The organism is Candidatus Methylomirabilota bacterium (assembly GCA_035936835.1).
Lineage (GTDB): Bacteria > Methylomirabilota > Methylomirabilia > Rokubacteriales > CSP1-6 > AR37.
The window spans coordinates 1-23,580 of the sequence record DASYVT010000143.1; the positions used below are offsets into that span (position 1 = coordinate 1).

At 69.5% G+C, this 23,580-nt stretch carries 18 protein-coding genes and 1 pseudogene; 14 read left to right on the plus strand and 5 right to left on the minus strand.

Annotated features, from left to right (window positions below; translation table 11 throughout):
- The 10 genes and pseudogenes from VGV06_12500 to VGV06_12545 form a co-directional block, all read left to right on the plus strand.
- A partial coding sequence (locus VGV06_12500; GenBank protein ID HEV2055972.1) for a hypothetical protein occupies nucleotides 1-215 on the plus strand: 215 nt, incomplete at its 5' end.
- 61 nt (nucleotides 216-276) lie between these two features.
- Nucleotides 277-1,731: a Si-specific NAD(P)(+) transhydrogenase gene (gene sthA / locus VGV06_12505; protein HEV2055973.1), complete on the plus strand. Its 1,455-nt coding sequence runs from the start codon at nucleotides 277-279 to the stop codon at nucleotides 1,729-1,731.
- Nucleotides 1,732-1,796: 65 nt separating this feature from the next.
- A pseudogene (locus VGV06_12510) lies at nucleotides 1,797-2,489 on the plus strand (hypothetical protein).
- Nucleotides 2,490-2,498: 9 nt separating this feature from the next.
- Nucleotides 2,499-3,323 carry an SDR family oxidoreductase gene (locus VGV06_12515; protein ID HEV2055974.1) on the plus strand — a complete coding sequence of 275 codons (825 nt, stop codon included), beginning with the start codon at nucleotides 2,499-2,501 and terminating at the stop codon, nucleotides 3,321-3,323.
- Between the two features lie 161 nt (nucleotides 3,324-3,484).
- Complete coding sequence (locus VGV06_12520) at nucleotides 3,485-4,366, plus strand: DUF6282 family protein (protein ID HEV2055975.1); 882 nt, start codon at nucleotides 3,485-3,487, stop codon at nucleotides 4,364-4,366.
- An 11-nt stretch (nucleotides 4,367-4,377) separates the two neighbouring features.
- The gene (locus VGV06_12525) at nucleotides 4,378-5,265 is read left to right on the plus strand and encodes a xanthine dehydrogenase family protein subunit M (protein ID HEV2055976.1); all 888 of its coding nucleotides are present in this window, start codon (nucleotides 4,378-4,380) and stop codon (nucleotides 5,263-5,265) included.
- Entirely contained in the window at nucleotides 5,262-5,765 is a 504-nt protein-coding gene (locus VGV06_12530; GenBank protein ID HEV2055977.1) for a (2Fe-2S)-binding protein, read from the plus strand. Before VGV06_12525 ends, VGV06_12530 begins: the two co-directional genes overlap by 4 nt.
- Nucleotides 5,762-8,194 carry a xanthine dehydrogenase family protein molybdopterin-binding subunit gene (locus VGV06_12535; protein ID HEV2055978.1) on the plus strand — a complete coding sequence of 811 codons (2,433 nt, stop codon included), beginning with the start codon at nucleotides 5,762-5,764 and terminating at the stop codon, nucleotides 8,192-8,194. The genes VGV06_12530 and VGV06_12535 overlap by 4 nt, the downstream gene beginning before the upstream one ends.
- A gap of 54 nt (nucleotides 8,195-8,248) precedes the next feature.
- Nucleotides 8,249-11,647, plus strand: a complete 3,399-nt coding sequence (locus VGV06_12540; protein HEV2055979.1) for an adenylate/guanylate cyclase domain-containing protein — start codon at nucleotides 8,249-8,251, stop codon at nucleotides 11,645-11,647.
- A 98-nt stretch (nucleotides 11,648-11,745) separates the two neighbouring features.
- Nucleotides 11,746-13,431, plus strand: a complete 1,686-nt coding sequence (locus VGV06_12545; protein HEV2055980.1) for an amidohydrolase family protein — start codon at nucleotides 11,746-11,748, stop codon at nucleotides 13,429-13,431.
- A gap of 30 nt (nucleotides 13,432-13,461) precedes the next feature.
- Here the strand turns inward: VGV06_12545 and VGV06_12550 are convergent, their stop codons facing one another.
- The 4 genes from VGV06_12550 to VGV06_12565 all read right to left on the minus strand — a co-directional run bounded on the left by VGV06_12550 (nucleotide 13,462) and on the right by VGV06_12565 (nucleotide 17,298).
- A complete protein-coding gene (locus tag VGV06_12550) occupies nucleotides 13,462-14,862 on the minus strand; it encodes a DUF3300 domain-containing protein (GenBank protein ID HEV2055981.1) in 1,401 nt (466 codons plus the stop codon).
- Nucleotides 14,863-15,679: 817 nt separating this feature from the next.
- Nucleotides 15,680-16,771, minus strand: a complete 1,092-nt coding sequence (locus tag VGV06_12555) for a hypothetical protein (protein HEV2055982.1) — start codon at nucleotides 16,769-16,771, stop codon at nucleotides 15,680-15,682.
- On the minus strand, nucleotides 16,768-16,974 hold the full coding sequence (locus tag VGV06_12560) for a hypothetical protein (protein ID HEV2055983.1): 207 nt from the start codon (nucleotides 16,972-16,974) through the stop codon (nucleotides 16,768-16,770). Before VGV06_12560 ends, VGV06_12555 begins: the two co-directional genes overlap by 4 nt.
- A 36-nt stretch (nucleotides 16,975-17,010) precedes the next feature.
- On the minus strand, nucleotides 17,011-17,298 hold the full coding sequence (locus VGV06_12565) for a hypothetical protein (GenBank protein HEV2055984.1): 288 nt from the start codon (nucleotides 17,296-17,298) through the stop codon (nucleotides 17,011-17,013).
- Between the two features lie 91 nt (nucleotides 17,299-17,389).
- On the opposite strand from VGV06_12565, the gene VGV06_12570 reads away from it, so the two are divergent.
- Genes VGV06_12570 through VGV06_12585 form a run of 4 tightly spaced genes read left to right on the plus strand, consistent with a single transcriptional unit; the run spans nucleotide 17,390 to nucleotide 23,335 of the window.
- On the plus strand, nucleotides 17,390-19,735 hold the full coding sequence (locus tag VGV06_12570) for a fused MFS/spermidine synthase (GenBank protein HEV2055985.1): 2,346 nt from the start codon (nucleotides 17,390-17,392) through the stop codon (nucleotides 19,733-19,735).
- 48 nt (nucleotides 19,736-19,783) lie between these two features.
- Nucleotides 19,784-20,707 carry a dihydrodipicolinate synthase family protein gene (locus tag VGV06_12575; GenBank protein HEV2055986.1) on the plus strand — a complete coding sequence of 308 codons (924 nt, stop codon included), beginning with the start codon at nucleotides 19,784-19,786 and terminating at the stop codon, nucleotides 20,705-20,707.
- A 1-nt stretch (nucleotide 20,708) separates the two neighbouring features.
- Nucleotides 20,709-21,179, plus strand: a complete 471-nt coding sequence (locus VGV06_12580; protein ID HEV2055987.1) for a (2Fe-2S)-binding protein — start codon at nucleotides 20,709-20,711, stop codon at nucleotides 21,177-21,179.
- A gap of 56 nt (nucleotides 21,180-21,235) precedes the next feature.
- The gene (locus tag VGV06_12585; protein HEV2055988.1) at nucleotides 21,236-23,335 is read left to right on the plus strand and encodes a xanthine dehydrogenase family protein molybdopterin-binding subunit; all 2,100 of its coding nucleotides are present in this window, start codon (nucleotides 21,236-21,238) and stop codon (nucleotides 23,333-23,335) included.
- A gap of 24 nt (nucleotides 23,336-23,359) precedes the next feature.
- On the opposite strand, the gene VGV06_12590 is transcribed toward VGV06_12585, so the two are convergent.
- A partial coding sequence (locus VGV06_12590; GenBank protein ID HEV2055989.1) for a hypothetical protein occupies nucleotides 23,360-23,580 on the minus strand: 221 nt, incomplete at its 5' end.

Consider the following 23,580-nt stretch of genomic DNA (forward strand, 5'->3'; position numbering starts at 1 on the left):
CGCCGCCTGGGTACGTGCTCGACTGGCATTGCGCGCCCCGCCGGCAGTACTCGATCTCGCTGTCCGGGACCGCCGAGATCGAGGTGGGCGACGGCACGGTGGCGCGGATCGGGCCGGGCGACGTGGTCCTGGCCGAAGACCTAAGCGGCCAGGGGCACATCACCCGCGTGGTCGGCGCAGAGCCGCGCTTCTACGCCATCGTGCCCCTCGGATGACGATGCTAGCCCGCGGATGACGATGCTAGCCCGCGGATGACGATGCTAGAATGACGACCCCATGACGGAATACGAGCTGATCGTCATCGGCAGCGGCCCGGCGGGCCACCACGCCGCCATCCAGGCCGCCAAGCTCGGCCGCCGCGTCGCCATCGTGGAGCGCCTTGCGTGCGTGGGCGGCGTCTGCCTCAATACGGGCACGATCCCGTCCAAGACGCTGCGCGAGGCCGTGCTGTACCTCTCGGGTTTTCAGCAGCGCGGGCTCTACGGCCACTCCTACCGCGTCAAGCAGACGATCACCGTCCAGGACCTGATGTTCCGGTGCCACCACGTGATCCAGAAGGAGAACGACGTCTACCGCTCGCAGTTCGGGCGCAACGGCGTGGACGTTCTCGAGGGACAGGCCTCGTTCGTCGATCCGCACACCGTCAAGGTCGAGGGCGAAGGGCCCGCGACGCTGATCCGCGCCGAGCGATTCGTCATCGCCACGGGCACCGTGACCGCGGTTTCTCCGGAGGTCCCGATCGACGGCGCCGCCATCATCGACGCCGACGGCATCTTCAACCTGACGAAGATCCCCGCCACCATGATCGTGGTCGGCGCCGGCGTGATCGGCATGGAGTACGCCTGCATCTTCTCGACGCTCGGCGCCATGGTCACGGTGGTGGACGGGCGCACGCGCCTGCTCGAGTTCGCCGACGGCGAGATCATCGAGGCGCTGATGTACCACATGCGCGAGAACCGCGTCACGTTCCGCATCGGCGAGAGCGTGGAACGGGTCGAGCGCGATCCGGGCGGCGGAGTCACGGCGCATCTCAAGAGCCGGAAGACGCTCCACGCCGACGTGCTCCTCTACGCCGTCGGTCGGTACGGCAGCACGGCGGCGCTCAACCTGGCGGCGGCCGGGCTCGAGGCCGACCCGCGCGGGCGCCTCAAGGTGGACGGCAATTTCCGGACCGCGGTGCCGCACATCTTCGCCGCGGGCGACGTCGTGGGCTTCCCCAGCCTGGCCTCCGTCTCCATGGAGCAGGGGCGCGTGGCCTCGGCCAACGCCTTCGGCATCCCGACGGTAACGGTGCCGGCACTCTTCCCGTACGGGCTCTACACGATCCCCGAGATCTCCTTCGTCGGGCGCACCGAGGAAGAGCTGACCACTGCCGGCGTGCCCTACGAGGTCGGCATGGCGTACTATCGAGAGATTGCGCGGGGCCAGATCATCGGCGACACGACCGGGCGGCTCAAGCTGATCTTCCACAGCGAGACGGGGGCGCTCTTGGGCGTCCACGTGATCGGCGAGGGCGCCACGGAGCTGATCCATATCGGCCAGGCCGTGATGGCGCTGGGCGGCACCGTCCGCTACTTCGTGGACCACGTGTTCAACTACCCGACGCTGGCCGAGTGCTACAAGGTGGCGGCCCTGGCCGGGCTCAACAAGCTCGGCGCGGCGCGCGCGGCCGCGATCGGCGCCGCGGTGGCGCCGCTCGACCCCTCCTTTCTCCTCGGCAAACCTTTCTAGAGAGGCGGCTCATGGATACTCCGCGAGTCTATTACCGTCAGGGCTGAAGCTCCTGCGCCAAGACGAAAGAGTTGCTTTCGTCATGGGGAGTGACGTTCGAGGGGTTCGACGTCGAAGCCGAGCCCGAGCGGCGGCGTGACCTCGAGCCGTTCGGCGTCCCCCGCGTGCCGGCGACGATCGTCGGCGACCGCGTGGTCCACGGCTGGAACCCGAAGGCGCTCGCCGAGCTGGTGGGGGCGCGCTACGTGGAGCGCCTACAGCTGGCGCCGGCCGAGCTGGCGCGGCGGCTCGACACCGTGCTGTCGGCGACCCAGCGCGCGATCCGCCAGGTCCCGCGCGAGCACCTCGGCATGAAGGCGCCAGGGCGCGACCGGTCGGTGCGCCAGCTGGGCTTCCACGTCTTCCGCCTGAGCGCGGCCTACGTCGACACGCGCGAGGAGGGGCACCTGTCCGAGCACGTGTTCGACGAGCAGGCGCCGGCAGAGATGGCCGACGGCGATGCCGTCGCCCGCTACGGCGAGACGGTGCGCCGGCGGCTCGCCACGTACTGCGCGCGGCCGACCTGGTGCGACGGCGACGTCAGCACGTACTACGGCCCGCAGACGGCCCACGATTTCATGGAGCGCACGACGTGGCACGCCGCCCAGCACCTGCGCCAGATCTACTGGTTCCTGGAGCGCATGGGCGTGCGGGCTGACGCGCCGCTGGCCGACGCCGACCTCGACGGGCTGCCGATTCCAATCGACGTCTGGTCTTAGGACGGACAGATGGCCATCCATGAATACGATCTGACCGGCAAGGTGGCGTTCGTGACGGGCGCGGGCCGCGGCATCGGCAAGGGCATCGCCCAGGCCCTCGCCGAGGCCGGCGCGGACGTCATCATCAATAGCCTGACCGACAGGCACGTGACGGGCCTCGCGACCGACATCGCCAAGGCGACGGGCCGGCGCGTGGTGCCCCTCGTCGCGGACGTGACCAAGTCGGACGAGGTGGAGCGCGCGATGAGCCGCATCCTCAAGGAGTTCGGCGCGCTCGACGTGCTCGTCAACAATCTTGGCGACTCCATCCGGAAGCCGCTCGTGCCTCTGCCGGGCCCCCTATCGGATCAAGCAGCGAAAGCGCCCGGTCCGCTGACCCCCGGCCCGCTGACCGATGACGAATACCGCCTCATCCTCGATCTCAACCTGACGGAGGCCGTGCTCTGCAGTCGGGCCGTGGGCCCGCACATGCTGGCCCGGCGCTCCGGCAAGATCATCAACATCGGCTCCTTCGCCTCCGCCCGGGGCGGCGTCAACCTGACGATCTATGCCGCCGCGAAGACGGCGCTGGTGGGATTCACCCGGGCGCTGGCGCTCGAGTGGGCGCCCTTCGGCGTCCAGGTGAATTCGATCGCGCCCGGGCTCTTCCCCGACGCGGTGACCGCCGGCGAGGCTGGCTACGCCGAGGCGGTCCGCCGCGCCCAGCAGACGGTGCCGCTCCAGCGGGAGGGACGGCTCCGCGAGGTCGGCCTCCTCGCCGTCTACCTCGCTTCGGCGGCGGCCGACTACATGACCGGCCAGACACTCTACCTGGACGGGGGGCTGACGCTGTGAGCGCGGCGTGCGCGGTCATGTGCGGCTGCGTCGCTGTCGCGGCGCCACGCGGGCATGGCCGCCCGGCGGCGCCGGCCGCGCGCGGACGGCGAGCCGAAGGGCCGGCGCGTGAGCCCGCAGCGAACACGGGAGTCCGCGGCTACTCTCCCCCTCCACCGCCCGTGAGCCCGATCCGCGGCCTGATCGACTTTCACACGCACGCGGCGCCGGACGTCTTCGGCCGCTCCGTGGACGACGACGAGCTGGCCGCGCTGGCCGCCGCGCGGCAGATGGAAGCGGTGGTGTTCAAGAGCCACGTCACCCTCACCGCCGATCGCGCGTGGCTCGCGCGCAAGCACGTGCCCGGGGTGAAGATCTTCGGCGGCGTCACGCTGAACGGCGCCGTCGGCGGGCTCAACCCGCAGGCCGTGGAGTGGATGTGGCGGATGCAGGGTGGCTACGGCCGCGTCGTGTGGTTCCCGACCTTCGACGCCGACAACCACGTCCGCCGCGCGGGCCCGGCGCCCGCGGGCATCCGCGTGCCCACGGGTATCTGCGTGGTAGACCCGCGCGGTGCGGTGCTGCCGGCGGCGCGCGAGGTGATGAAGGTCTGCGCCGCCCAGCGGCTCGTGGTCCACACGGGGCACGCCTCGGCCGAGCAGGCGCTGGCGTTGATCGCCGCCGCGCGCGAGGAGGGGTGCGACCGCATCGTGGTCACCCACGCGCAGTTCGACGTCGTCGGGATGACGCCCGCGCACATGAAGAAGGCGGCGGCAATGGGCGCGAAGATGGAGCTGTGCGCGCTGGGCATCCTGGTGGGGCCGGAGAACGTGCTCGAGTTCATGCGCCACTCGCCGCGGGTGCCGCTCGCGGTGACCGCGGCGTGCATCAAGAGCGTGGGCGCGCAGCACTTCGTGCTCGGCACGGACCTCGGCCAGGCGGGCAACCCGACGCCCGCGGATGGTCTCCAGATGTTCGTGGCGGGGCTCCAGGCCGAGGGCATCAGCGGGGAGCAGATCCAGACGATGGGGCGCGAGGTGCCGGGCGCGCTCCTGATGGGCTAGCGGCGGCGGGAGTGAAGCCGGCCCCGTTCCGGTACGCGCGGCCCCAAAACCTCGCCGACGCGGTGGAGCTCCTCGCAGCCGCCGACCACGACGTCAAGATCCTGGCGGGCGGGCAGAGCCTGGTGCCGATGCTCAACCTGCGCCTCGTGCGCCCGGCGGTGCTGATCGATCTCAACGGCGTGCCGGGGCTCGATCACATCACCCCCAGCGCCGACGGCGGTCTCAGCATCGGCGCCCTCGTGCGCCATGCCGCGCTCGTGGATTCCGCCACCGTGATCGAGCGGGCCCCGCTCCTCGCCGACGCCGCGCGCCATATAGGCCACGCGGCCATCAGGCATCGCGGCACGCTCGGCGGCAGCCTCGCTCACGCCGACCCTGCTGCCGAGCTTCCCGCCGCGCTGGTCGCCCTCGGCGCGGAGCTCCGCCTCCACGGCTGCCGCGGCGCGCGGACAATCCAAGCCTCGGAGTTCTTTCTCGGCCTGATGACGACCGCCCTGTCGCCGGACGAGATCCTGCTGGAGATCCGCGTGCCGCCACAGGGACCGGGCTGGGGCTTCGCCGAAGTCGTGCGCCGGGTGGGCGACTTTGCCTTGGCCGGCGTGGTGGCCCTCCTGGGCCGTGCGGCCGGGTCGTCGGTGCGCTGCGAGTCCGCGCGGCTCGTGGGTTTCGGCGTGGGCGACCGGCCCGTGCGGTTCGCCGCAGCGGAGGAGATCCTCACGGGCCAAGGCCGCGACCCGAGCGCCGCATTAACGCGGGCGGCCGCTGCCGCTGCCGAGGCGTGTGATCCGCCGGATGACGTCCATGCCTCGGCGGAGTATCGCCGCCATCTCGCGGCGGTATTGACCGAAGACGCCGTGAGCCAGGCGCTCACGCGGCTCGACGCCGCGCGGGCGTCATGATCGCGCCGGCCGAACACCTGTCGATCCGGCTCACCGTGAACGGCCGCGTCATCGAGCGCGAGATCTCGGCGCGCCACTCCCTGGCCGACTTCCTGCGTGAAGATCTCGGGCTCACCGGCACGCACGTGGGCTGCGAGCACGGCGTGTGCGGCGCCTGCACCGTCTTCGTCGACGGGCGCAGCGCGCGGAGCTGCCTGCTCTTTGCGGTCCAGCTGGATGGCGCCACCGTGACCACGATCGAGGGTTTGACCCCGCCCGAGGGGCTGAGCCCGCTCCAGCAGGCCTTCTGCGCCACGCACGCGATGCAGTGCGGGTTCTGCACGCCCGGCATGATCGTCACCGTCACGGAGCTCCTGGAGGCGAATCCGGCGCCGTCGCCCGGCGAGATCCGCCTAGCCCTGGCCGGCCAGCTCTGCATGTGCACGGGCTACGTCAATATCGTCCGGGCCGTCACCCAGGCAGCGGCGGGCCTCCGCGGCGGCGCCGGAGAGACCGCGTGAGCGAGCCCGCCGGCGCCACGCGCTGGGTGGGCACCGCCCTGCCGCTCAAGGAAGACGTCCGCTTCGTCGCGGGACGCGGCCGCTTCATCGACGACCTCGGCCAGCCGGGGCAGCTCCACGCGGCGTTCCTGAGAAGCCCGCATGCCCACGCCCGGATCGTGTCCATCGACACGCGCGCGGCCGCCGCGCTCCCGGGTGTGGCCACCGTACTGACGGGCGCGGACGCCGCGCGCCTTTCCGGACCGATCCGGCCGCTCATTCCAACGACCGCCGTCGTGTCGGACTACTGCCTGGCGGTGGACCGCGCGCGGTATGTCGGCGAGCCCGTGGCGGCGGTGGCGGCCGTCGATCGCGCGACGGCCGAGGACGCGCTCGAGCTGATCCGCGTCGAGTACGACCCGCTCCCGGCCGTGGTGGATCCCGAGGACGCTCTGCGGCCCGGCACGACGCTCCTGTATCCGGAGCTCGGCACGAATGTCGTCTGGCACGACACACTCACGTATGGCGACGTCGACGGCGCGATGGCGCGGGCCCACGGCGTCCTCCGCGAGCGATTCACGATTCAGCGCTACGCCTCGACACCGCTCGAGACCTTTGGCGCCATCGCCGCCTACGACGCGGGGATGGACAGCTTCGAGTTCTGGACGAACGACCAGCGGCCCGGCTTGACCATCTCGATCCTCGCGGCCTCGCTGGGCGTCCCGCAGTCTCGCATCCGGTTGAGCTGCCCCGACATCGGCGGCGGCTTCGGCAACAAGCGGCGGCCGGCATATCTCCTCATCTGCGCGCTCCTGGCGCGGGCGGCGGGGCGCCCCGTGAAGTGGATCGAGGACCGGATCGAGAACCTCACCGCCCTCATGCATGCCTGTAACGGCGTGATGGACGTGGAGCTGGCGTACCAGGCGGACGGCACGCTGCTCGCCTTGAGCGTTCGCGACGTCGCCGACGAGGGGAAGAATCTCGTTACGCCGAGCCAGCACAACCTCATCAAGCTGGGGAACATCGCCAACGGCTATCGCATCCCCGCCATCCGCTACGAGGCCTGGTCGGTGTTGACCACCAAGTGCCCGAGCGGGGCCAACCGCGGGATCGGCAAGCCCATTATGTGCTACGCGATCGAGCGCTCGATGGCGCTCCTCGCCCGGCGGCTCGGCTTGGATCCGGCGGAGATCCGCCTGCGCAACTACGTTACGGCGGACGAGATGCCCTACACGACACCGCCGGGCGCCCAGTACGACAGCGGCGACTATCCGGCGACGCTCCGGCGCGCGTTGGAATGCTTCGACTACGCGGGCTGGCGCGCCGAGCAGGCCCGCGCGCGCCGCGAGCGGCGTCTCCTCGGCATCGGGATCGCCACGTCGATTGAGCCCGCGGGAACCAACCTCGCCTCCTACGAGCTCGTCACCGGCCGGCGGACCGTGTCCGGATCGGCCGAGGCCGCGATGGTCCGGATGGAGCCGGACGGGCAGGTCCGCGTGGCCGTCGGCGACCCGTCCAGCGGGCAGGGCTACGAGACCGTGATCGCGCAGATCGTGGCCGACGAGCTCGGGGTCAACCCAGGGGCCGTCGCGGTCACCCGGGGCTTCGACTCGGCGACGACACCCTGGCTCTACCTCTCGGGCAACTATTCGAACAAGTTCTCCGTCACGGATGTCGGCGCGATCGTGGGCGCCGCCCGCCGGGTGGCGGACAAGCTCCGCCGGCTGGCCGCGCATCGCCTCGAGATCGACCCGGACGATCTCGAGCTGCGCGACGGCGCCGTCGTCGTGCGGGGCGCGCCGGACCGGCGCGTCGCCTTCGCCGAGCTCGCGCGAACCGCGTACGCCGACGTGCTCGGCCTCCCGCCGGGCGAAGAGCCCGGGCTCGAGTCGCGCCACGCGCACCAGAATCCGCTCGCGGCGCCCGTCGACGCCGAGCGGCGCGTGCGCTCTCAGCTCGTCTTCTCGAACGCGGCGCACTGCTGCCTGGTCGAGGTGCATCCGCGGACCGGGGTGGTCACGGTTCTCAAGTATCTGGTCGCTCACGACTGCGGCCGCGAGCTCAATCCGCTCATCGTGGAAGGGATGGTCCACGGCTCCACCGTGCACGGCATCGGCGCCGCGCTGCTGGAGGAATTCCGCTATGACGCGCAGGGGCAGCTCCTCACCTCCACCTTCCTCGACTATCTGAAGCCGACGGCCACCGACGTGCCCATGATCGAGGTGGAGCGGCTCGAGCATCCCTCGCCGTTCACGCCGCTCGGCGCGAAGGGCGTCGGGGAGGGCGGAGCCATCCCGGGGCCCGCGGCCGTGGCCAACGCGGTGGAAGACGCGCTGGCCCCCTTCGGCGTGACGATCCGGTCGCTGCCCATCACGCCCGAGCGCGTGTGGCGGTGGATGCGGCCGGGCGCTGCCCGCCCGCGCCTTGACCGCTCGGGTCCCACAGACTAAGCTCGCCGTACTCTTCTGACCTCCACTCGGAGTGGCTCGCTGGGAGGCCCCGGTGTGAAGTGTCCGCGCTGCCAGCACGAGAACCGATCGCAGGCGAAGTTCTGCGAGGAGTGCGCCGCTCCGCTCGCGCGAATCTGCGCGAACTGCGGCACCCAGCTCGCGCCGACAGCCAAGTTCTGCTCCGAGTGCGCGCATCCCGCGAGCGAGCCCGGCGCCCCGCCGAGATTCGGCACACCCGACTCGTACACGCCCAAGCACCTCGCCGAGAAGATTCTCACCTCCAGGAGCGCCCTCGAAGGCGAGCGCAAGCAAGTGACCGTGCTCTTCGCTGACCTCAAGGGCTCGATGGAGCTCCTCGCCGATCGCGATCCCGAAGAGGCGCGGAACCTCCTCGACCCCGTGCTCCAGCGGATGATGGAGGCGGTCCACCGTTACGAGGGCACGGTCAATCAGGTCATGGGTGACGGCATCATGGCGCTCTTCGGGGCCCCGCTGGCCCACGAGGACCATGCCGTGCGCGCCTGCTACGCCGCGCTCCGGATGCAGGAGATGGTGAAGCGGTACGCGGAGGAGGTTCGGCGGGCTCAAGGGGTCACGGTCCGCATCCGGATCGGGCTGAACTCCGGCGAGGTTGTGGTGCGGTCGATCGGAAGCGACCTCCGGATGGACTACACGGCGGTGGGGCAGACGACGCATCTGGCCGCGCGAATGGAACAGCTCGCCGATCCCGGTTCGACCCTGCTCACCTCCGACACCCTGGCGCTGGCCGAGGGGTACATCGAGGTCCGATCCATCGGCCCGACGCCGGTGAAAGGTCTGGCGGAGCCGATCGAGGTGTACGAGATGGTCGGCGCATCCACGGTCCGATCGCGGTTCCAGGCCGCGGCGGCGCGCGGGTTGACGACGTTCGTCGGGCGGACCGGCGAGATGGAGCAGCTGTCCCAGGGGCTCGACCACGCGAGAGCCGGGCGTGGGCAGCTCATCGCCGTGGTCGGCGAGCCCGGCGTGGGAAAGTCTCGCCTGTACTACGAGTTCGGCCACTCGCATCGCGTGCAGGACTGCTTGGTCATCGAGAGCGTTTCCGTCTCGTACGGCAAGGCCACCGCGTACCTCCCTGTGATCGAGCTGTTGAGGAGCTATTTCCGGATCGAGAGCCGGGACGATGCCCGGATCATCCGGGAAAAGGTGACGGGCCGGCTCCTGTCGCTCGACCGGGCCCTCGATCCGTTCATGGCCGCGTTCCTGTGGCTTCTCGAGGTTCCGGCCGACGATCCGCAGTGGGAGCGCCTCGACCCGCCGCAGCGACGTCAGCAGACTCTCGACGGCGTGAAGCGGCTGCTCTTGCGAGAGAGCCAGGCCCAGCCAGTGGTGGTGGTGTTCGAGGACTTGCACTGGATCGACGCCGAAACGCAGGCGCTGGTGGACGCGCTGGTGGAGAGCCTCCCGGCGGCCCGCGTCCTGCTGCTCGTCAACTACCGCCCCGAGTACCAGCACGCGTGGGGCTCCAAGACGTACTATCGGCAGCTGCGAATCGACCCCCTGCCCGCGGCGAGCGCCCACGAGCTCCTCGACGCCCTCCTCGGTGACGACCCGACGGTTCAGCCGTTGAAGTCCCTCCTGGTCCGGCGCACGGAGGGGACGCCATTCTTCCTGGAGGAGAGCGTCAGGATGCTCGTCGAGACCCGGGTGCTCGTAGGCGGCCGGGGCGCCTACCGGCTACAGAATCCGCTGAGCACGATCGAGGTGCCCGCGACCGTGAAGGCGCTTCTCGCCGCCCGGATCGATCGCTTGCCATCGACGGAGAAGGGTGTGTTGCAGGCGGCGTCCGTCATCGGCACCGACGTGCCGTTCGGGTTGCTCCAGGCCATCGCCGACATGCCGGACGAGCAGCTTCGACAGCATCTCGTCCAGCTCCAATCCGCCGAGTTCCTGTACGAGACCAATCTCTTCCCCGAGCTCGAGCACACCTTCAAGCACGCGCTGACGCACGAGGTCGCGTATGGGACGCTCCTGGGGGACCGCCGGCGCACGCTCCATGCGCGGATCGTCGAAGCGATCGAGCGGCTCTTTGCCGGTCGATTGACCGAGCAGGTCGAGCAGCTCGCCCATCACGCGGTGAGAGGTGAAGTGTGGGACCGGGCCGTCACCTACCTCCATGAGGCCGGAGCCAAGGCGTTCAGACGCTCGACCTACCCCGAGGCCATCGCGTATTTGACCCAGGGCCTCGAGCTCGCCGGGAGATTGCCGCCTGGCCGCGAGCAGATGCGGCAGGAGCTGCGGATGCGCCTCGCGCTCGGGCCCGCGCTCCAGATGGCACGGGGATTCGGCGCGGCGGAAGTCGAGAAAACGTACGCTCGCGCGCGCGAGCTGTCCGAGGAGCTCGCCGAGCCGATCGAACTCTTTCAGGCGCTGTGGGGTCTCTGGTTGCACACGGTGGGACGAGGACGCTACGACAGGGCCCGGCCGTTCGCCGAAGAGCTTCTGGCCGTGGCGGAACGGCTGGGCGATCGGGCGCTGCTGCTCGAGGCGCACCACGCGATGTCACCCAGCACCCTGTGGTCGGGCGAGCCGGAAGCGACCCGACGACATGGCGAGAAAGGCATGGCGCTCTACGATCGAGAGGCGCATGCCTCGCTGGCCTTCCTCTACGGCGGGCACGACCCAGGCGCGTGCTGCCGAATGCATTCGGGGATGGCCCTCTGGTTCTTGGGGTACCCGAAGAGTGCGCTGGAACGCGGCCGCTCGGGCCTGGCCCTGGCCAGGGATCTCGGCCACCTGGGGAGCATCGTCAGTGCTCTCCCGTTCGCGATGCTGATCCATCAGCTACGAGGAGACGGGGCGGTCGTACGCGAGCTGGCGGAATCGATCATCACGCTCTCGACCGAGCACGGATTTCCGCAATGGCTGTTGTTTGGGAAGGTGTTCGCTGCCTGGTTCCAGGCGGAGCAGGGGGGTGGTGAGGCTGCTATCGCGCAGCTTCGCGGAGCCATTGCCGAGTACCGGGCGACGGGGAACGAGCTCTGCGTTCCGGCGTTGTTCTCCCTCCTGGCCACGGCGCTCTTGAAGCATGGCGCAGCTGATGAGGGGTTGGGCGCGGTCGCGGATGCGCAGGCCATGGCCGACGCAACCGGAACGCGGCTCTGGGATTCGGACTACTATCGTCTCAAGGGAGAGCTGTTGCTCGCGCGTGATCCAGCGGCGGGGCAGGATGCGGAGATTGCGTTTCGTCAGGCAATCGACATTGCCCGCCGGCAGAGCGCGAAATCATGGGAGCTGCGAGCGGTGGTCTCCCTGGGCAGGCTGTGGCAGCGCCAGGGCAAGCGCCAGGAGGCGGCCCGGCTGCTTGCCGAGATTCATGGCTGGTTCACCGAGGGGTTCGACACGACAGACCTGAGAGAGGCGCGCGTGCTTCTCGACGAGCTCAAGACCCCGGAGGTCGATTCCGCTCTGTGAACGGGTGTCCAGCCTGTTGACCCGAGAAGGGGTCCGGACTACGCTGAACAACGTCAGAAGGACTGCAACGCCACCACCCCACACGGAGGCTTCATAACGTGCACGATCTCGTCATCGACAATGCGCGCATCATCGACGGTCTGGGCGCCCCGGAGCGCGCGGGAGGCGTCGCGGTCACGGGCGGCCGGATCGCCGCGATCGGCACAGATCTGGGCGCGGCCAGGCAGCGGGTGGACGCGCAGGGGCTGGTGCTGGCCCCGGGCATCGTGGACATCCACACGCACTACGACGCCCAGCTGACCTGGGATCCCTTCGCCACGCCCTCCACGGCGCTGGGCGTGACCACCGTGGTGATCGGCAACTGCGGCTTCACCATTGCGCCCTGCCGGCCGCAGCACCGCGACGTGATCATGCGCAACCTGACCCACGTCGAGGGCATGTCGCTGGACGCGATGCGCGCGGGGATCCAGTGGGATTTCGAAAGCTATCCCGAATACCTCGGCTCGATCGAGCGGCGCGGCATCGTCCCGAACGTGGCGTCCTTCGTCGGGCATTCCTCGGTGCGGACGTATGTGCTGGGTGAGGATGCGGCGAAGCGCGCGGCGACGGACGCCGAGATCGCGGAGATGCGGCGCATCGTGCTCGAGGCCGTCAAGGCGGGCGCCATCGGCTTCGCGACCTCCACGCTCGAGCAGCACAACGGTGAAGGCGGCATCCCGATGCCCTCCCGGCTGGCGGACGAGAAGGAGATGCTCGCGCTCACGGGCGCGCTCGGCGAGGCCAAGCGCGGCGTCTTCATGCTGACCAAGGGCATGACCTCCACCATCCCCTGGCTCGAGAAGATCGCGGGGGCCAACGGCCGGCCCGTCATGATCGCGGCCATGTTCGTGGACCCGGGCGATCCCACGCGTGTCTTCAGGGAGCTGGGCGAGATCGAGCAGGCGCGCACCCGCGGCCGCGAGCTCTGGGCGCAGGTGGGTTGCTTCCCGCTCGGCATGGAGTTCACGCTGCGCCATCCCTACCCGCTCGAGGCGCTGATGGCGTGGCGCCCGGCGCTGACGGCGCCCGACGAGACGCGCTACCGGCAGATCCTGGCCGATCCGGCCTTCCGCCGCGCGCTGATCCACGAGATGGCGCAGCCCGGCGTGCCGAACCGCATCAGCAACGAGAACTGGGACTACCTGACGGTGATGGAAGTGAAGAGGCCTTCGCTGCGCCATCTCGAGGGCCAGGTCATCGGGCAGCTCGCTCGCGATCAGAAGCGCGAGCCCTGGGACGTCTTCCTCGATCTGGGGCTCGACGACGACCTGGACACGATGTTCGACTGCCGGCTCTTCAACACAGATGAGAAGAAGGTCTCCGAGCTCCTGCGGCATCCGTGCGCGGCCGTCGCGCTGTCGGATGCGGGGGCGCACCTCTCCTTCCTCTGCGACGCGGGTTTTGGCCTGCACCTCTTCGGCCACTGGGTGCGCGAGCGCGGCGACATGACGCTCCCGCAGGCGGTGCGCGCCGTGACCAGCACCGTGGCGGACGCGTACAGGATCCCCGGCCGCGGCCGCATCGTGCCCGGCGCATGGGCGGACCTGATGCTGTTCGATCCCACGACCGTCGCGCGCGGCCCGAAGCGCCGCGTCAACGACCTGCCGACCGGCGCGGCGCGTCTCGACACGCCGGCCGTGGGCCTCCACGGCGTGTGGGTCAACGGCGTCCGCGCGGTGGACCCGCGGGGTGTGATCGCCGACTGCGGCCGGCCGGGTCGAGTCCTGCGGGAGTTCGCCTCCTAGGGCGGAGACGCCTAGCGCGTCACACCCGGCTCATCGCCGCGCCCCGCCGCCCTGGACGCTGCCGCTCGAGGCGCTTGGGCTGCTCGCTTCATGGACGCTTCCGGTCGCGACGGCCGCGACGTGCGCATTCCGGACGGAGGGACTGGTCGGAGCGACGCTCTCCCGGTTCTCATGACCACGCTCGCCGGGCTCCCGTCGCTGTGCGGGCGCAGGGCCGGGGTTCGCCTGGACGCGCGCCTGCACGCGCGGCGAGTCTCCCGGCTGGGGCCGGCTGGACTCGGGCCGTGGCGCCGGCTGGACGCTCGGCCGGACCGCTTCCTGTCCGCCGCGCCCTGGCTGCGGGCGGCCCTGCTCTGCCCGCGGCTGCTCCACTCGAGGCTGTCCCGCCCTCGGCTGTTCAGCCCGCGGATGCTCCACCCGCCGCTGCTCCACGCGCGGCTGCTCCGCCCGTGGCTGCTCTACTCGCGGCTGCTCCACACGACCCCGGAAGGGCTCGCGGGACGGGACAACAGCCGGCCTCGGAGCGGCCACGTGCTGCTGCGCTGCCGTATGGCGGACCTCGACGTTCTCCCGATGCCGGACGTCGTGCTGCCACGCGAGCCGATCACCCTCCCGCGGCCCGATCCTCCCGTGCTCGATCCCGCCCCGTCGTCCTTCGACGTTCACGACCTCGGTGAAGCGGCGATACCGGGCGACGTCGACGAAGACGACGTGGCGGTGCCAGTCGCAAGTCCCCCAGAGCCCGAACCCGACGAAGATGCCGCCGCCCAACCCGAAGAAGCCCGTGGCCACGGGCCATCCGGCCGGGCGGTAGTAGTACGGCTGGCGAGCCGGATAGGGCCACGGCCCGAAGACGATGAGAGGGTTGTAGACCGGCACGTAGATCACCTGCGGGCTGGCCGGCTGGATATAGATGTAGGGGGCCTGCATCGTCACGACCTGCTGTGGTGAGCTGGTGAGCGTGCCTTGCGCCTGCGCCCGAGCGCGGAGCACCTGCACGGCGTCCATCAGATCCTGCTCCTGAGCCAGGAAGGCATCGCCGAGCCGCTGGGTCCAGTCGAGCTTGCCGTCCATCATGGCGAGGATCTGCGGGAAGGAGACGAGCGCCTTCACGCTGTCATCCCAGTTCTGGTACCTGAGCGCCTCGCCCAGCCGGCTATCCCTAAGAGTGGGGTTGGCCTGGACGAACCGGGCCGCCTGCACGACCTCGACGGGATAGGTGGCGGCCATCAACACCTGCGCCAGCAGAGGGTCCGGATAGAGCGCAACCGGCGCGGCGAGCTGTTCGAGATCTTCATTGGAAAACGGTACGGGGGAAAACGGTACGGGCGAGAACGGTATGGGCCGTGGCAGCTCCTGGGCGATCAGTGTCGCGGGGATCATTAGAACGACGGCAACGACGGTCGCCACGATTTTCCTCAAGATTCTCATCGCATGCCTCCTCGGGCCCCCTCGGCCCCTGCCACTGCGGGGTGCTCTTCCGGCGCTACCACCGGGCGGATGATGGCTATCCGCCTGTGTCGAATAGACGAGGCAGCCCAGTCGTCCATTTACATGAAAGTTATGAGGGCGGGGCTGAGCCAGTGCTGACCCGGGCGGTTCCGGAGGCCAATGTAAACGCTGAGGCCCTTCCATCCGTCTTGAGAGGCAGGGACATGGCACGTCTCCTCCAATTGAAATAGGTGGGTGGAAAATAACGGTGAAAGGAGGCCTGTGATGAAGAAGATTCTCGCGGTAGCTCTGGTGATCGGGGTGACCGTCATGGCGGTCCCGCCCATGGCGGCCGAGGCAGCTGGTGGGTGGGGTGGTGGTCGATGGCACGGCGGGGGCGGGGCCCGGCATGGTGGTGGAAGCCACGGCGGGAACGGTTATTGGGGTCCCGGCCCGTGGCTCTTCGGCATCGCTGCCCTGGGCGCCGCGAGCTACATCTGGGGTCCTCGCGCCTACGCCTATCCCGCGTACCCTCCTGTGGTCTACACTCCAGCCCCTGTGGTAGTCGCGCCGTATCCTTCGGTCGTGGCCCCGCCTCAGGCTCAGGTGTCGATCCAGAGGACATCTTGCTACGCCGGCGGTTGCTACTACCTACAGGGCGACGGCATCCAGGTACCGTATCAGTGGGTGTGGGTGCCGACCCAGCCGATGACACCACCCCCTCCACCTCCGGCTCCCCCTGGCCAATGACCGATGCGTGGGTCCTAAGGGCCCACGCACACCTGTATTGCCGACTCGGAGGGCTGGAGACAACCTGTTAGGGGCGCAGGGCGGTGATGCTTCGCAAGGGCGTCCCGTCCTTGCGCGCGATGGGGCGCCGCGTCGGCGCGGTCTGATCCCCGAAGGTCGGCTGCCAGCACGAGTGCTTCCCGGCCCCGCCGACGACGATCACCGAGATGTCGTCGGGCGACTTGACGATCGGCAGGAGGGTGTCGGGCGAATCGACCGCGCGGCGGTGGTCGACGTGCAGGCGCCGGTACTCCTCGCCGAGCCGGCCGAGTGGAAAGCGCGCGTGCTCGAAGATGAACTCCTTGACCTGTCGCTTGGTGTAGCCGTCCCCCGCGATGGTGGCGGCGTGCTCGGGCCCGAGCGACAGCAGCGGGTGGCCAAAGGCGAGGAGATTGTTGCTGCCGGCCTGGCCCATCGCGCCGGCAATGATCTTGAGGATGCCCAGACCCGTGTAGCTGTAGTGGTCCTGGATATTGTGCGGGCCCTCGCAGCCGATCGCGGTGACGGTGCTCACGTCGGCCGGGAAGCCGTGCTCCACGTGGAGCGGCTCCCACGGATTCGCCGCTTCGTTCTCCGCCACGCAGTAGGCGATCTTGGCCGGGCTGCCCTGGGTCGCGCGATCGCCGGTGCCGGGCAGCCCGCCGCCCACGTTCATGAGGAGGAGCCGCACGGCGCGGCCGATGGTCATGTTGGCGCGGAAGCCCTGGCCGAAGACGTTGTAGCCCGCGTTGATCTCGAGCTCGCGCGCGATGGGGCCGTTGACGATGATGAGCGGCGCCACGGGATGCGTCGTGGCCTGGACAGAGTCGAGGTTGAAGGCCGAATCCGCCAGGGCCTCGATGGCGGTGATGACGACCGGCAGGTACTCGGGCCTGCAGCCGGCCATGACGGCGTTGACCGCGATCCGCTCGACCGTGGCCTCGCCCTGCCGCGGCGGCAGGACGGCCACCACCTCCCGAAGGTCGCGGTCAGTGAAGCGCAAGAACTCGCGCACGAAGTCGTCCGTGGGTGGGACGATCGGAAGCCCGTCGGTCCAGCCGCGCTCCTGGTAGAGGCCGTTGATGGCCGTGTAGGAGCCGTCCAGGCGAAAGGTCTTGGCCGCGGGGCCCGGCGCGGTCACGCCTTGGTTACCGCGCGGACGACCATATCGATGGCGAGGTCCGCCTTGCGCACGACCTCCTCCTCACGGATGCCGCCCAAGGGATGCGGGATGAGGGCAAGAGGAAGGTCGGCGAGACCCCGGTTCCGTGCCTCGAGCGTGGCCAGTGTCTCGAACTCCTTGGTCCCCATGACCACGGTCGGAATGCCGTGCTGCTCCAACACGATGGCGCCGTGGATACTCCACGACGTGCACGACCCTCAGTCGGCGCTGCCGACCAGGACGAAGTCGCACGTCGTGAGATCGGCAAGGATCGAGGGCGAGGGCGGCCCCGCGATGCCCTTCTCGCGCTTGACGACGTCGCGGACGCCGTAGCGCTCCTTCAGGCGCTTGACGACGGCCAGCATCAGCGTGCCGGCATTGGCCTTGCTGTTGTCGAGTATGCCGGCGCGTGTGCCTTGAAGACTGGCCAGCCGCGGCGCCAGCCCCGCGGCCAGGATCCTCGGCTCGGCCGTCGGGTCGTACAGCAGATCACCCTTGTCGGTCATTGGTCGATCTCCTCTTGGGGTCGATCTCCTCTTGGGTTGTCGAGGCGGAAGTCACGACGCGTAGTCTACCACCGACCGCCCTGTGCTAGGTTTGGGGCGACATGAGGATTTCGGCCTGATCGCCCTCCTCCTGCTCTACGCGGTCACGATGTTCGCCGGCGCCACACTGCTGTTCGTGGTGCAGCCGATGGTGGGCAAGATGATCCTGCCGCTCCTCGGCGGCACCCCGGCCGTGTGGAGCACGTGCATGGTCTTCTTCCAGGCCGTGCTCCTCGGGGGCTATGCCTACGCCCACGCGAGCGCGGCCTGGCTCGGCGTCCGCCGCCAGATGCTTCTTCACCTGGCCCTGCTCGCACTGCCGCTCGGCGTCCTGCCGCTGGCCGTGAACCCGGCCCTCCTGCGCGGCGGCGGAGCCAACCCGGTCCTCGACGTGCTGCTCCTGCTCTCGGTCTCGGTGGGGCTGCCCTTCCTCGTGGTCAGCGCAACCGCGCCGCTCATCCAGAAGTGGTTCACGCGCACGGGTCACCCGGCCGCGCGGGATCCCTACTTCCTTTACGCCGCGAGCAACCTCGGCAGCATGCTGGCGCTGCTGGGTTATCCGACCCTCATCGAGCCGCGGCTGCATCTCAGGGGCGACGGCTGGCTGACGCAGACGCGCCTCTGGAGCTTCGGGTATGTCGCGCTCGCCGTCCTGATCGCGTGCTGCGTCCTGACGCTCTGGCGGCGCGCGGCCGAACCCGTGAGCGAAGACGCGGAGGGCGGCGCGGCAACGGAGACGCCGCCTGAGCCGCCGCCAAGCTGGGCGCGATACTTGCGCTGGATCGCGCTCGCCTTCGTGCCGTCGAGCCTCCTGCTCGGCGCAACCACGTACATCACGACGGACCTCGCCGCCGTGCCCCTGCTCTGGGTCTTGCCGCTGGTCATCTATCTCCTGAGCTTCATCCTGGCCTTCGGCCGCTGGCCCGCGCGCCTTCACCGCCTGGTCGTGGCAGCGACCGCCCCGGTCGTCCTCGTCGTCTTCTTCCTCATGCTCTCCGGCTTCAAGCAGCGCATCTGGATGACGGCCCTCTGGCACTTCCTGCTGCTCTTCGTCGTCGCCCTTGCCTGCCACGGCGAGCTGGCCCTCACGCGTCCGACGTCGCGGCACCTGACCCACTTCTATCTTCTGCTCTCGCTGGGCGGCGTGCTGGGCGGGCTTTTCAACGCGCTGATCGCGCCTCTCGTCTTCCACTCGCTCATCGAGTACCCGCTCGTGATGGCGTTGGCGTGCCTGCTCGTGGGCCGTGCGCGGCAGGTGTCAATCCGGACCGCGCGCGCACTCGCGGTGGACGTGGCCCTGGCTTTGGCGGTCGGCGCGGCAGGCCTCGCCCTGTACTCGGACCTCGTCGTCGTGCGGCTCGACACCGCCTTCTTCACCACGCTGCTCAGGATCCCGTCCGACACGGTCGCGCAATGGGTCACGCCCGCCGAGAAGACGGCCAACAAGGTCCTGATGTACGGCGTGCCGCTCATCGCGCTCTTCTTCCTGCGGCGGCGCCCGCCGGCCCTGGCGCTGGGCCTCGCCCTCGTGCTGGTCGTGGGAGATTTCGTGGACGCGCGGAACGGCAACCAGATCTTCCGGGCGCGGAGCTTCTTCGGCGTCCTCCAAGTCTCACGCGACCGCGATCCGCCGGAGGGCTACACGGAGCTCCGCCACGGCACCACGCTCCACGGCCGGCAGAGCCTCGACCCCGCCCGGCGCATGGAGCCCCTCGCCTACTACCACCGCGGCAGCCCGATCGCGCTCGTCCTGGCCGAGCTCGAGCGCCGGAGCCCCGTGATCCGCGTAGCCGTAGTCGGACTCGGGACGGGCACGATGGCCGCCTTCGCCCGGCTCGGTGATACCATGACGTTCTACGAGATCGACGGCCTGGTACGGGACATCGCCACCAACCGCTTCTATTTCTCGTATGTGCCCGACGCGATCGCGCGGGGCGCCACTGTGCGCATCGAGATGGGCGACGCCCGCATCCGCATGGGCCAGGTGCGGAAGGAGCGCCCCGGGGAGCGCTACGACCTCATCGTGGTGGATGCCTTCAGCTCTGACGCCATCCCCGTGCACCTGCTGACGCGGGAAGCCCTCCGCCTCTATTTCGACATGCTGAATGTGCGCGGCCTGCTCGTCCTCCACCTCTCGAACCGGTATCTCTCGCTCGAACCGGTGGTAGCGAACCTCGCCGAGGACGCCGGGCTCGACGGCCGGCTGCTCCGCCACGACCCATCCCCCGAGGCCGAGGGCGCGACCGCCTCCACCTGGGCCGTGCTGGCCCGGACTCCCGAGGCGCTGGGCAACCTGACGAAGGACGAGGGCTGGACGGCCGCGAAGCTCGAGCAGAAGCCTCGCGTCGGCGTCTGGACCGATGACTCCCACAACCTCTTGGCGGTCTTCAATTGGTGATAGCATAATCGCCGCCAAGGACCCTTTCGCACCCAAGGAGCCCAACGCGTGAGCACCAAGGATCGAATCACCGGTGTCCTCTCCCCCGTCGTCACACCCTTCAAGGCCGACCTCACCCCTGATCCGGAGCGGTTCGCGCGCCAGTGCCGCTGGCTGCTCTCCCAGGACGTGGGCCTGGCGGTGTTCGGGACCAACTCGGAGGCCACGTCGCTCTCCACCGACGAGAAGGTCGAGCTGCTGGACCGCCTGGTGCGCGCGGGCGTGGACCCAGGCCGGATGATGCCGGGGACGGGTTGCTGCGCGCTGACCGATTCGGTGCGGCTGACGGCGCACGCCATGAAGCTCGGCTGCGGCGGCGTGCTCATGCTGCCGCCCTTCTACTACAAGGGCGTCTCGGACGACGGGCTCTTCAAGAACTTCGCGGAAGTGATCGAGCGCGTGGGCGACCGGCGGCTGCGAATCTACCTGTACCACATCCCGCCGGTTTCTCAGATCGCCATCACCCTTCCTTTAATAGAGCGGCTTCTCAAGGCCTATCCGGGCATCGTCGCCGGCGCCAAGGATTCCTCGGGCGACTGGAACAACACCAAGGCGTACCTGGACAACTTCGCCAAGCAGGGCTTCGACGTCTTCCCGGGAAGCGAGACCTTCCTCCTCCAGGGCATGCGGCACGGCGGCGTCGGCTGCATCAGCGCCACGGCCAACGTGAACTCGGGCGCCATCGCGCGGCTCTTCTCAACGTGGCAGGCGGCGGACGCCGACACGCAGCAGGAGCGGCTCAACGAGATCCGCGGGATCTTCGCCAAGTACCCGATGATCCCCGCCCTCAAAGCCGCGATCGCACACTACGGAGGCGACACCTCGTGGGCGGCGGTGCGGCCGCCGCTCGTGGAGTTAACGCGAGAGCAAAAGGCAGCCCTTGCGGCTGACCTCGACAGCGCCGGCTTCACCATGCCGGGGCTGAAAAGCTGACATGGCCACCTTCGCGCTGACCGTCAACGGCAAGACCCGCCAGATCGATGCCTCGCCCGACATGCCGCTGCTGTGGGCGATCCGGGAGCAGGTCGGGCTCACCGGCACCAAGTTCGGCTGCGGGGCCGCGCACTGCGGTGCCTGCACCGTGCACGTGGACGGCAAGGCGGTCCGCTCGTGCAACGTGTCCGTCCGCGAGGCGACCGGCAAGAGGATCACCACGATCGAAGGCCTCTCCGACAGGACCGACCATCCCGTGCAGAAGGCGTGGATCGAGATCGACGTGCCCCAGTGCGGTTACTGCCAGTCGGGACAGATCATGTCCGCCGCGGCGCTCCTCGCGGAGAAGCCCTCGCCGACGGACGCCGATATCGACCGCGCCATGAGCGGCAACATCTGCCGCTGCGGGACGTACGTCCGCATCCGCGCGGCCATTCACCGGGCCGCCCAGGTCAGCAAGGGCGGCGCATGATGGCCGTGGCGCGCGGGAAGATCAGCCGGCGGACCCTCATTAAAGGAGGGCTCGCCATGGGAGCGGGCCTCGTCGTGGGCTTCGAGTTCCCGCTCGGGGGGCGCCGAGCCGTGGCCCAGCAGACACCCGGGCTCTTCACGCCCAACCAGTGGATCACGATCGATCGCGACGGCCTCGTCACCATCGTCAACTCCGTGGTCGAGATGGGCCAGGGATCGCTGACGACCATGCCGATGATCGTGGCCGACGAGCTCGACGCAGATCTCGACCGCATCAAGGTCCAGCAGGCGCCGGCCAACCCGGCGCTGTACGCGAATCCGATGACGAAGACGCAGTCCTACGGCGGCAGCCGCGGGGTGCGCGACCACATGCAGATGCTGCGCAAGGCGGGAGCGGCCGCGCGCGAGATGCTGATGCAGGCCGCGGCCAACGAGTGGGGCGCGCCCGTGGGCGAGGTCACGACGGAGCCCGGCGTGGTCATCCACAAGCCGACGGGGCGGCGGCTTCCCTACGGCGCGCTCGTGGACAAGGCCGCGCAGCTGCTGGTGCCGCAGGACCCCAAGCTCAAAACGCCCGACCAGTTCCGCTACATCGGCAAGATCGTCCGCCGCCGCGACACGCCGGTCAAGGTCAACGGCACGGCAATCTTCGGCATGGACGTGCAGGTTCCGGGGATGCTGATCGCCTCGATCGAGCGCTGCCCGGACTTCGGCGGCGAGATGAAGAGCTTCGACGCGACCGCGGCCAAGCGGGTCAAGGGCGTGTCGCACGTGGTCAAGGTCACCAACGGCGTGGCCGTCGTGGCCGATTCCTTCTGGGCGGCGCTCCAGGGACGCAAGGCGCTCACCGTGAGGTGGGACGAAGGCGCGCTCGCGACACTGACCAGCGCGCAGATCAGCAGCGGCTACAAGGCCGCGTCGGCGCAGAAGGGGCAGCAGGCGCGCAAGGACGGCGACGCCGAGAAGGCGCTGGCCGAGGGCGGCAAGATCGTCGAGGCCGTGTACGAGGTGCCCTTCCTCGAGCACGCCTGCATGGAGCCGATGAACGCGACGGCGCACGTGCGGGCGGATGCCTGCGAGATCTGGGCGCCCACCCAGAACCCCGGCGGCACGCAACAGACAGGTGCGCGGCTGACAGGGCTGCCGGCGAACAAGGTGGTCGTCAACACCACCTTCCTCGGCGGCGGCTTCGGCCGGCGCAGCGAGCAGGACTTCATCACCGACGCGGTCGAGACCTCCAAGGCCGTGGGCAAGCCCGTCAAGGTGATGTGGACGCGCGAAGACGACATCCAGCACGGCTTCTACCGCCCGGCGACCTACAACGTCTTCAGGGCCGCGCTCGACCCCAAGGGCATGCCCGTCGCGTGGTGGAATCGCATCGTGGGCCCGGGGCTCCAGATCCAGAAGGGGCGCGTGCCGGCCTACAGCCTCGACGCGACGGCGCTCGCGGGCGCGCGCGACATGCCCTACGACGTGCCGAACGTCCTCGTCGAATGGGTCCACAAGGACTTCGGCATCCCGGTGGGCTTCTGGCGCTCGGTCGGCTCCTCGCAAAACATCTACATCGTCGAGGGCTTCGTGGACGAGCTGGCGTACGCGGCGGGCAAGGACCCCTTCGAGTACCGCCGAGCGCTTCTCGGCAAGTCACCCCGCCACAAGGCGGTGCTCGAGCTGGCGGCGCAGAAGGCCAACTGGGGCGCGCCGCTGCCGGCCGGCCGCGCGCGCGGCATCGCCGTCGGCTTCTCGTACGGTAGCTACGCCGCCCACGTGGCCGAGGTCTCTGTGGCACCCACCGGCAAGGTGCGCGTCCACAAGATCGTCGGCGCCATCGACGCGGGAATCGCGGTCAACCCAGACCAGGTCAAGGCCCAGATGGAGGGCGGCGCGATCTACGCGCTGACCGCCGTCTTCTACGGCGAGATCACCATCGAGCGCGGGCGCGTGAAGCAGTCGAACTTCCACGACTACCGGATGCTGCGGATCGACGAGGCGCCCGAGATGGAGGTGCACATCCTGGATTCGGGTCAGGCGCCGGGGGGGCTCGGCGAGCCGGGCGTGCCGACCGTGGCGCCGGCCGTGTGCAACGCGATCTTTGCCGTGACGGGCAAACGCATCCGCAAGCTCCCGCTCGAGCCTTACGTAGCCAGGCGCGCGTAGCCCGGGAGCGGTACAGAGCGCGCGCTAGCGGCTCGGCGGCCCCGGGGGCGGTGGCGGCGCGGCAGGCACCCAGACCCATTGGTATGCGACGGTCACGCCGTCCCCCTGGAGACGGTAGCACCCGCCGACGTAGCAAACGTCCGGCTGGACTGACGGGGCCAGGTACATCTGCGTCTGCGGCTGATAGGCCGGAACGGTCACGTAGACAGGCTCCTGGTAAACCGGGTACGGATACCCATAGTACG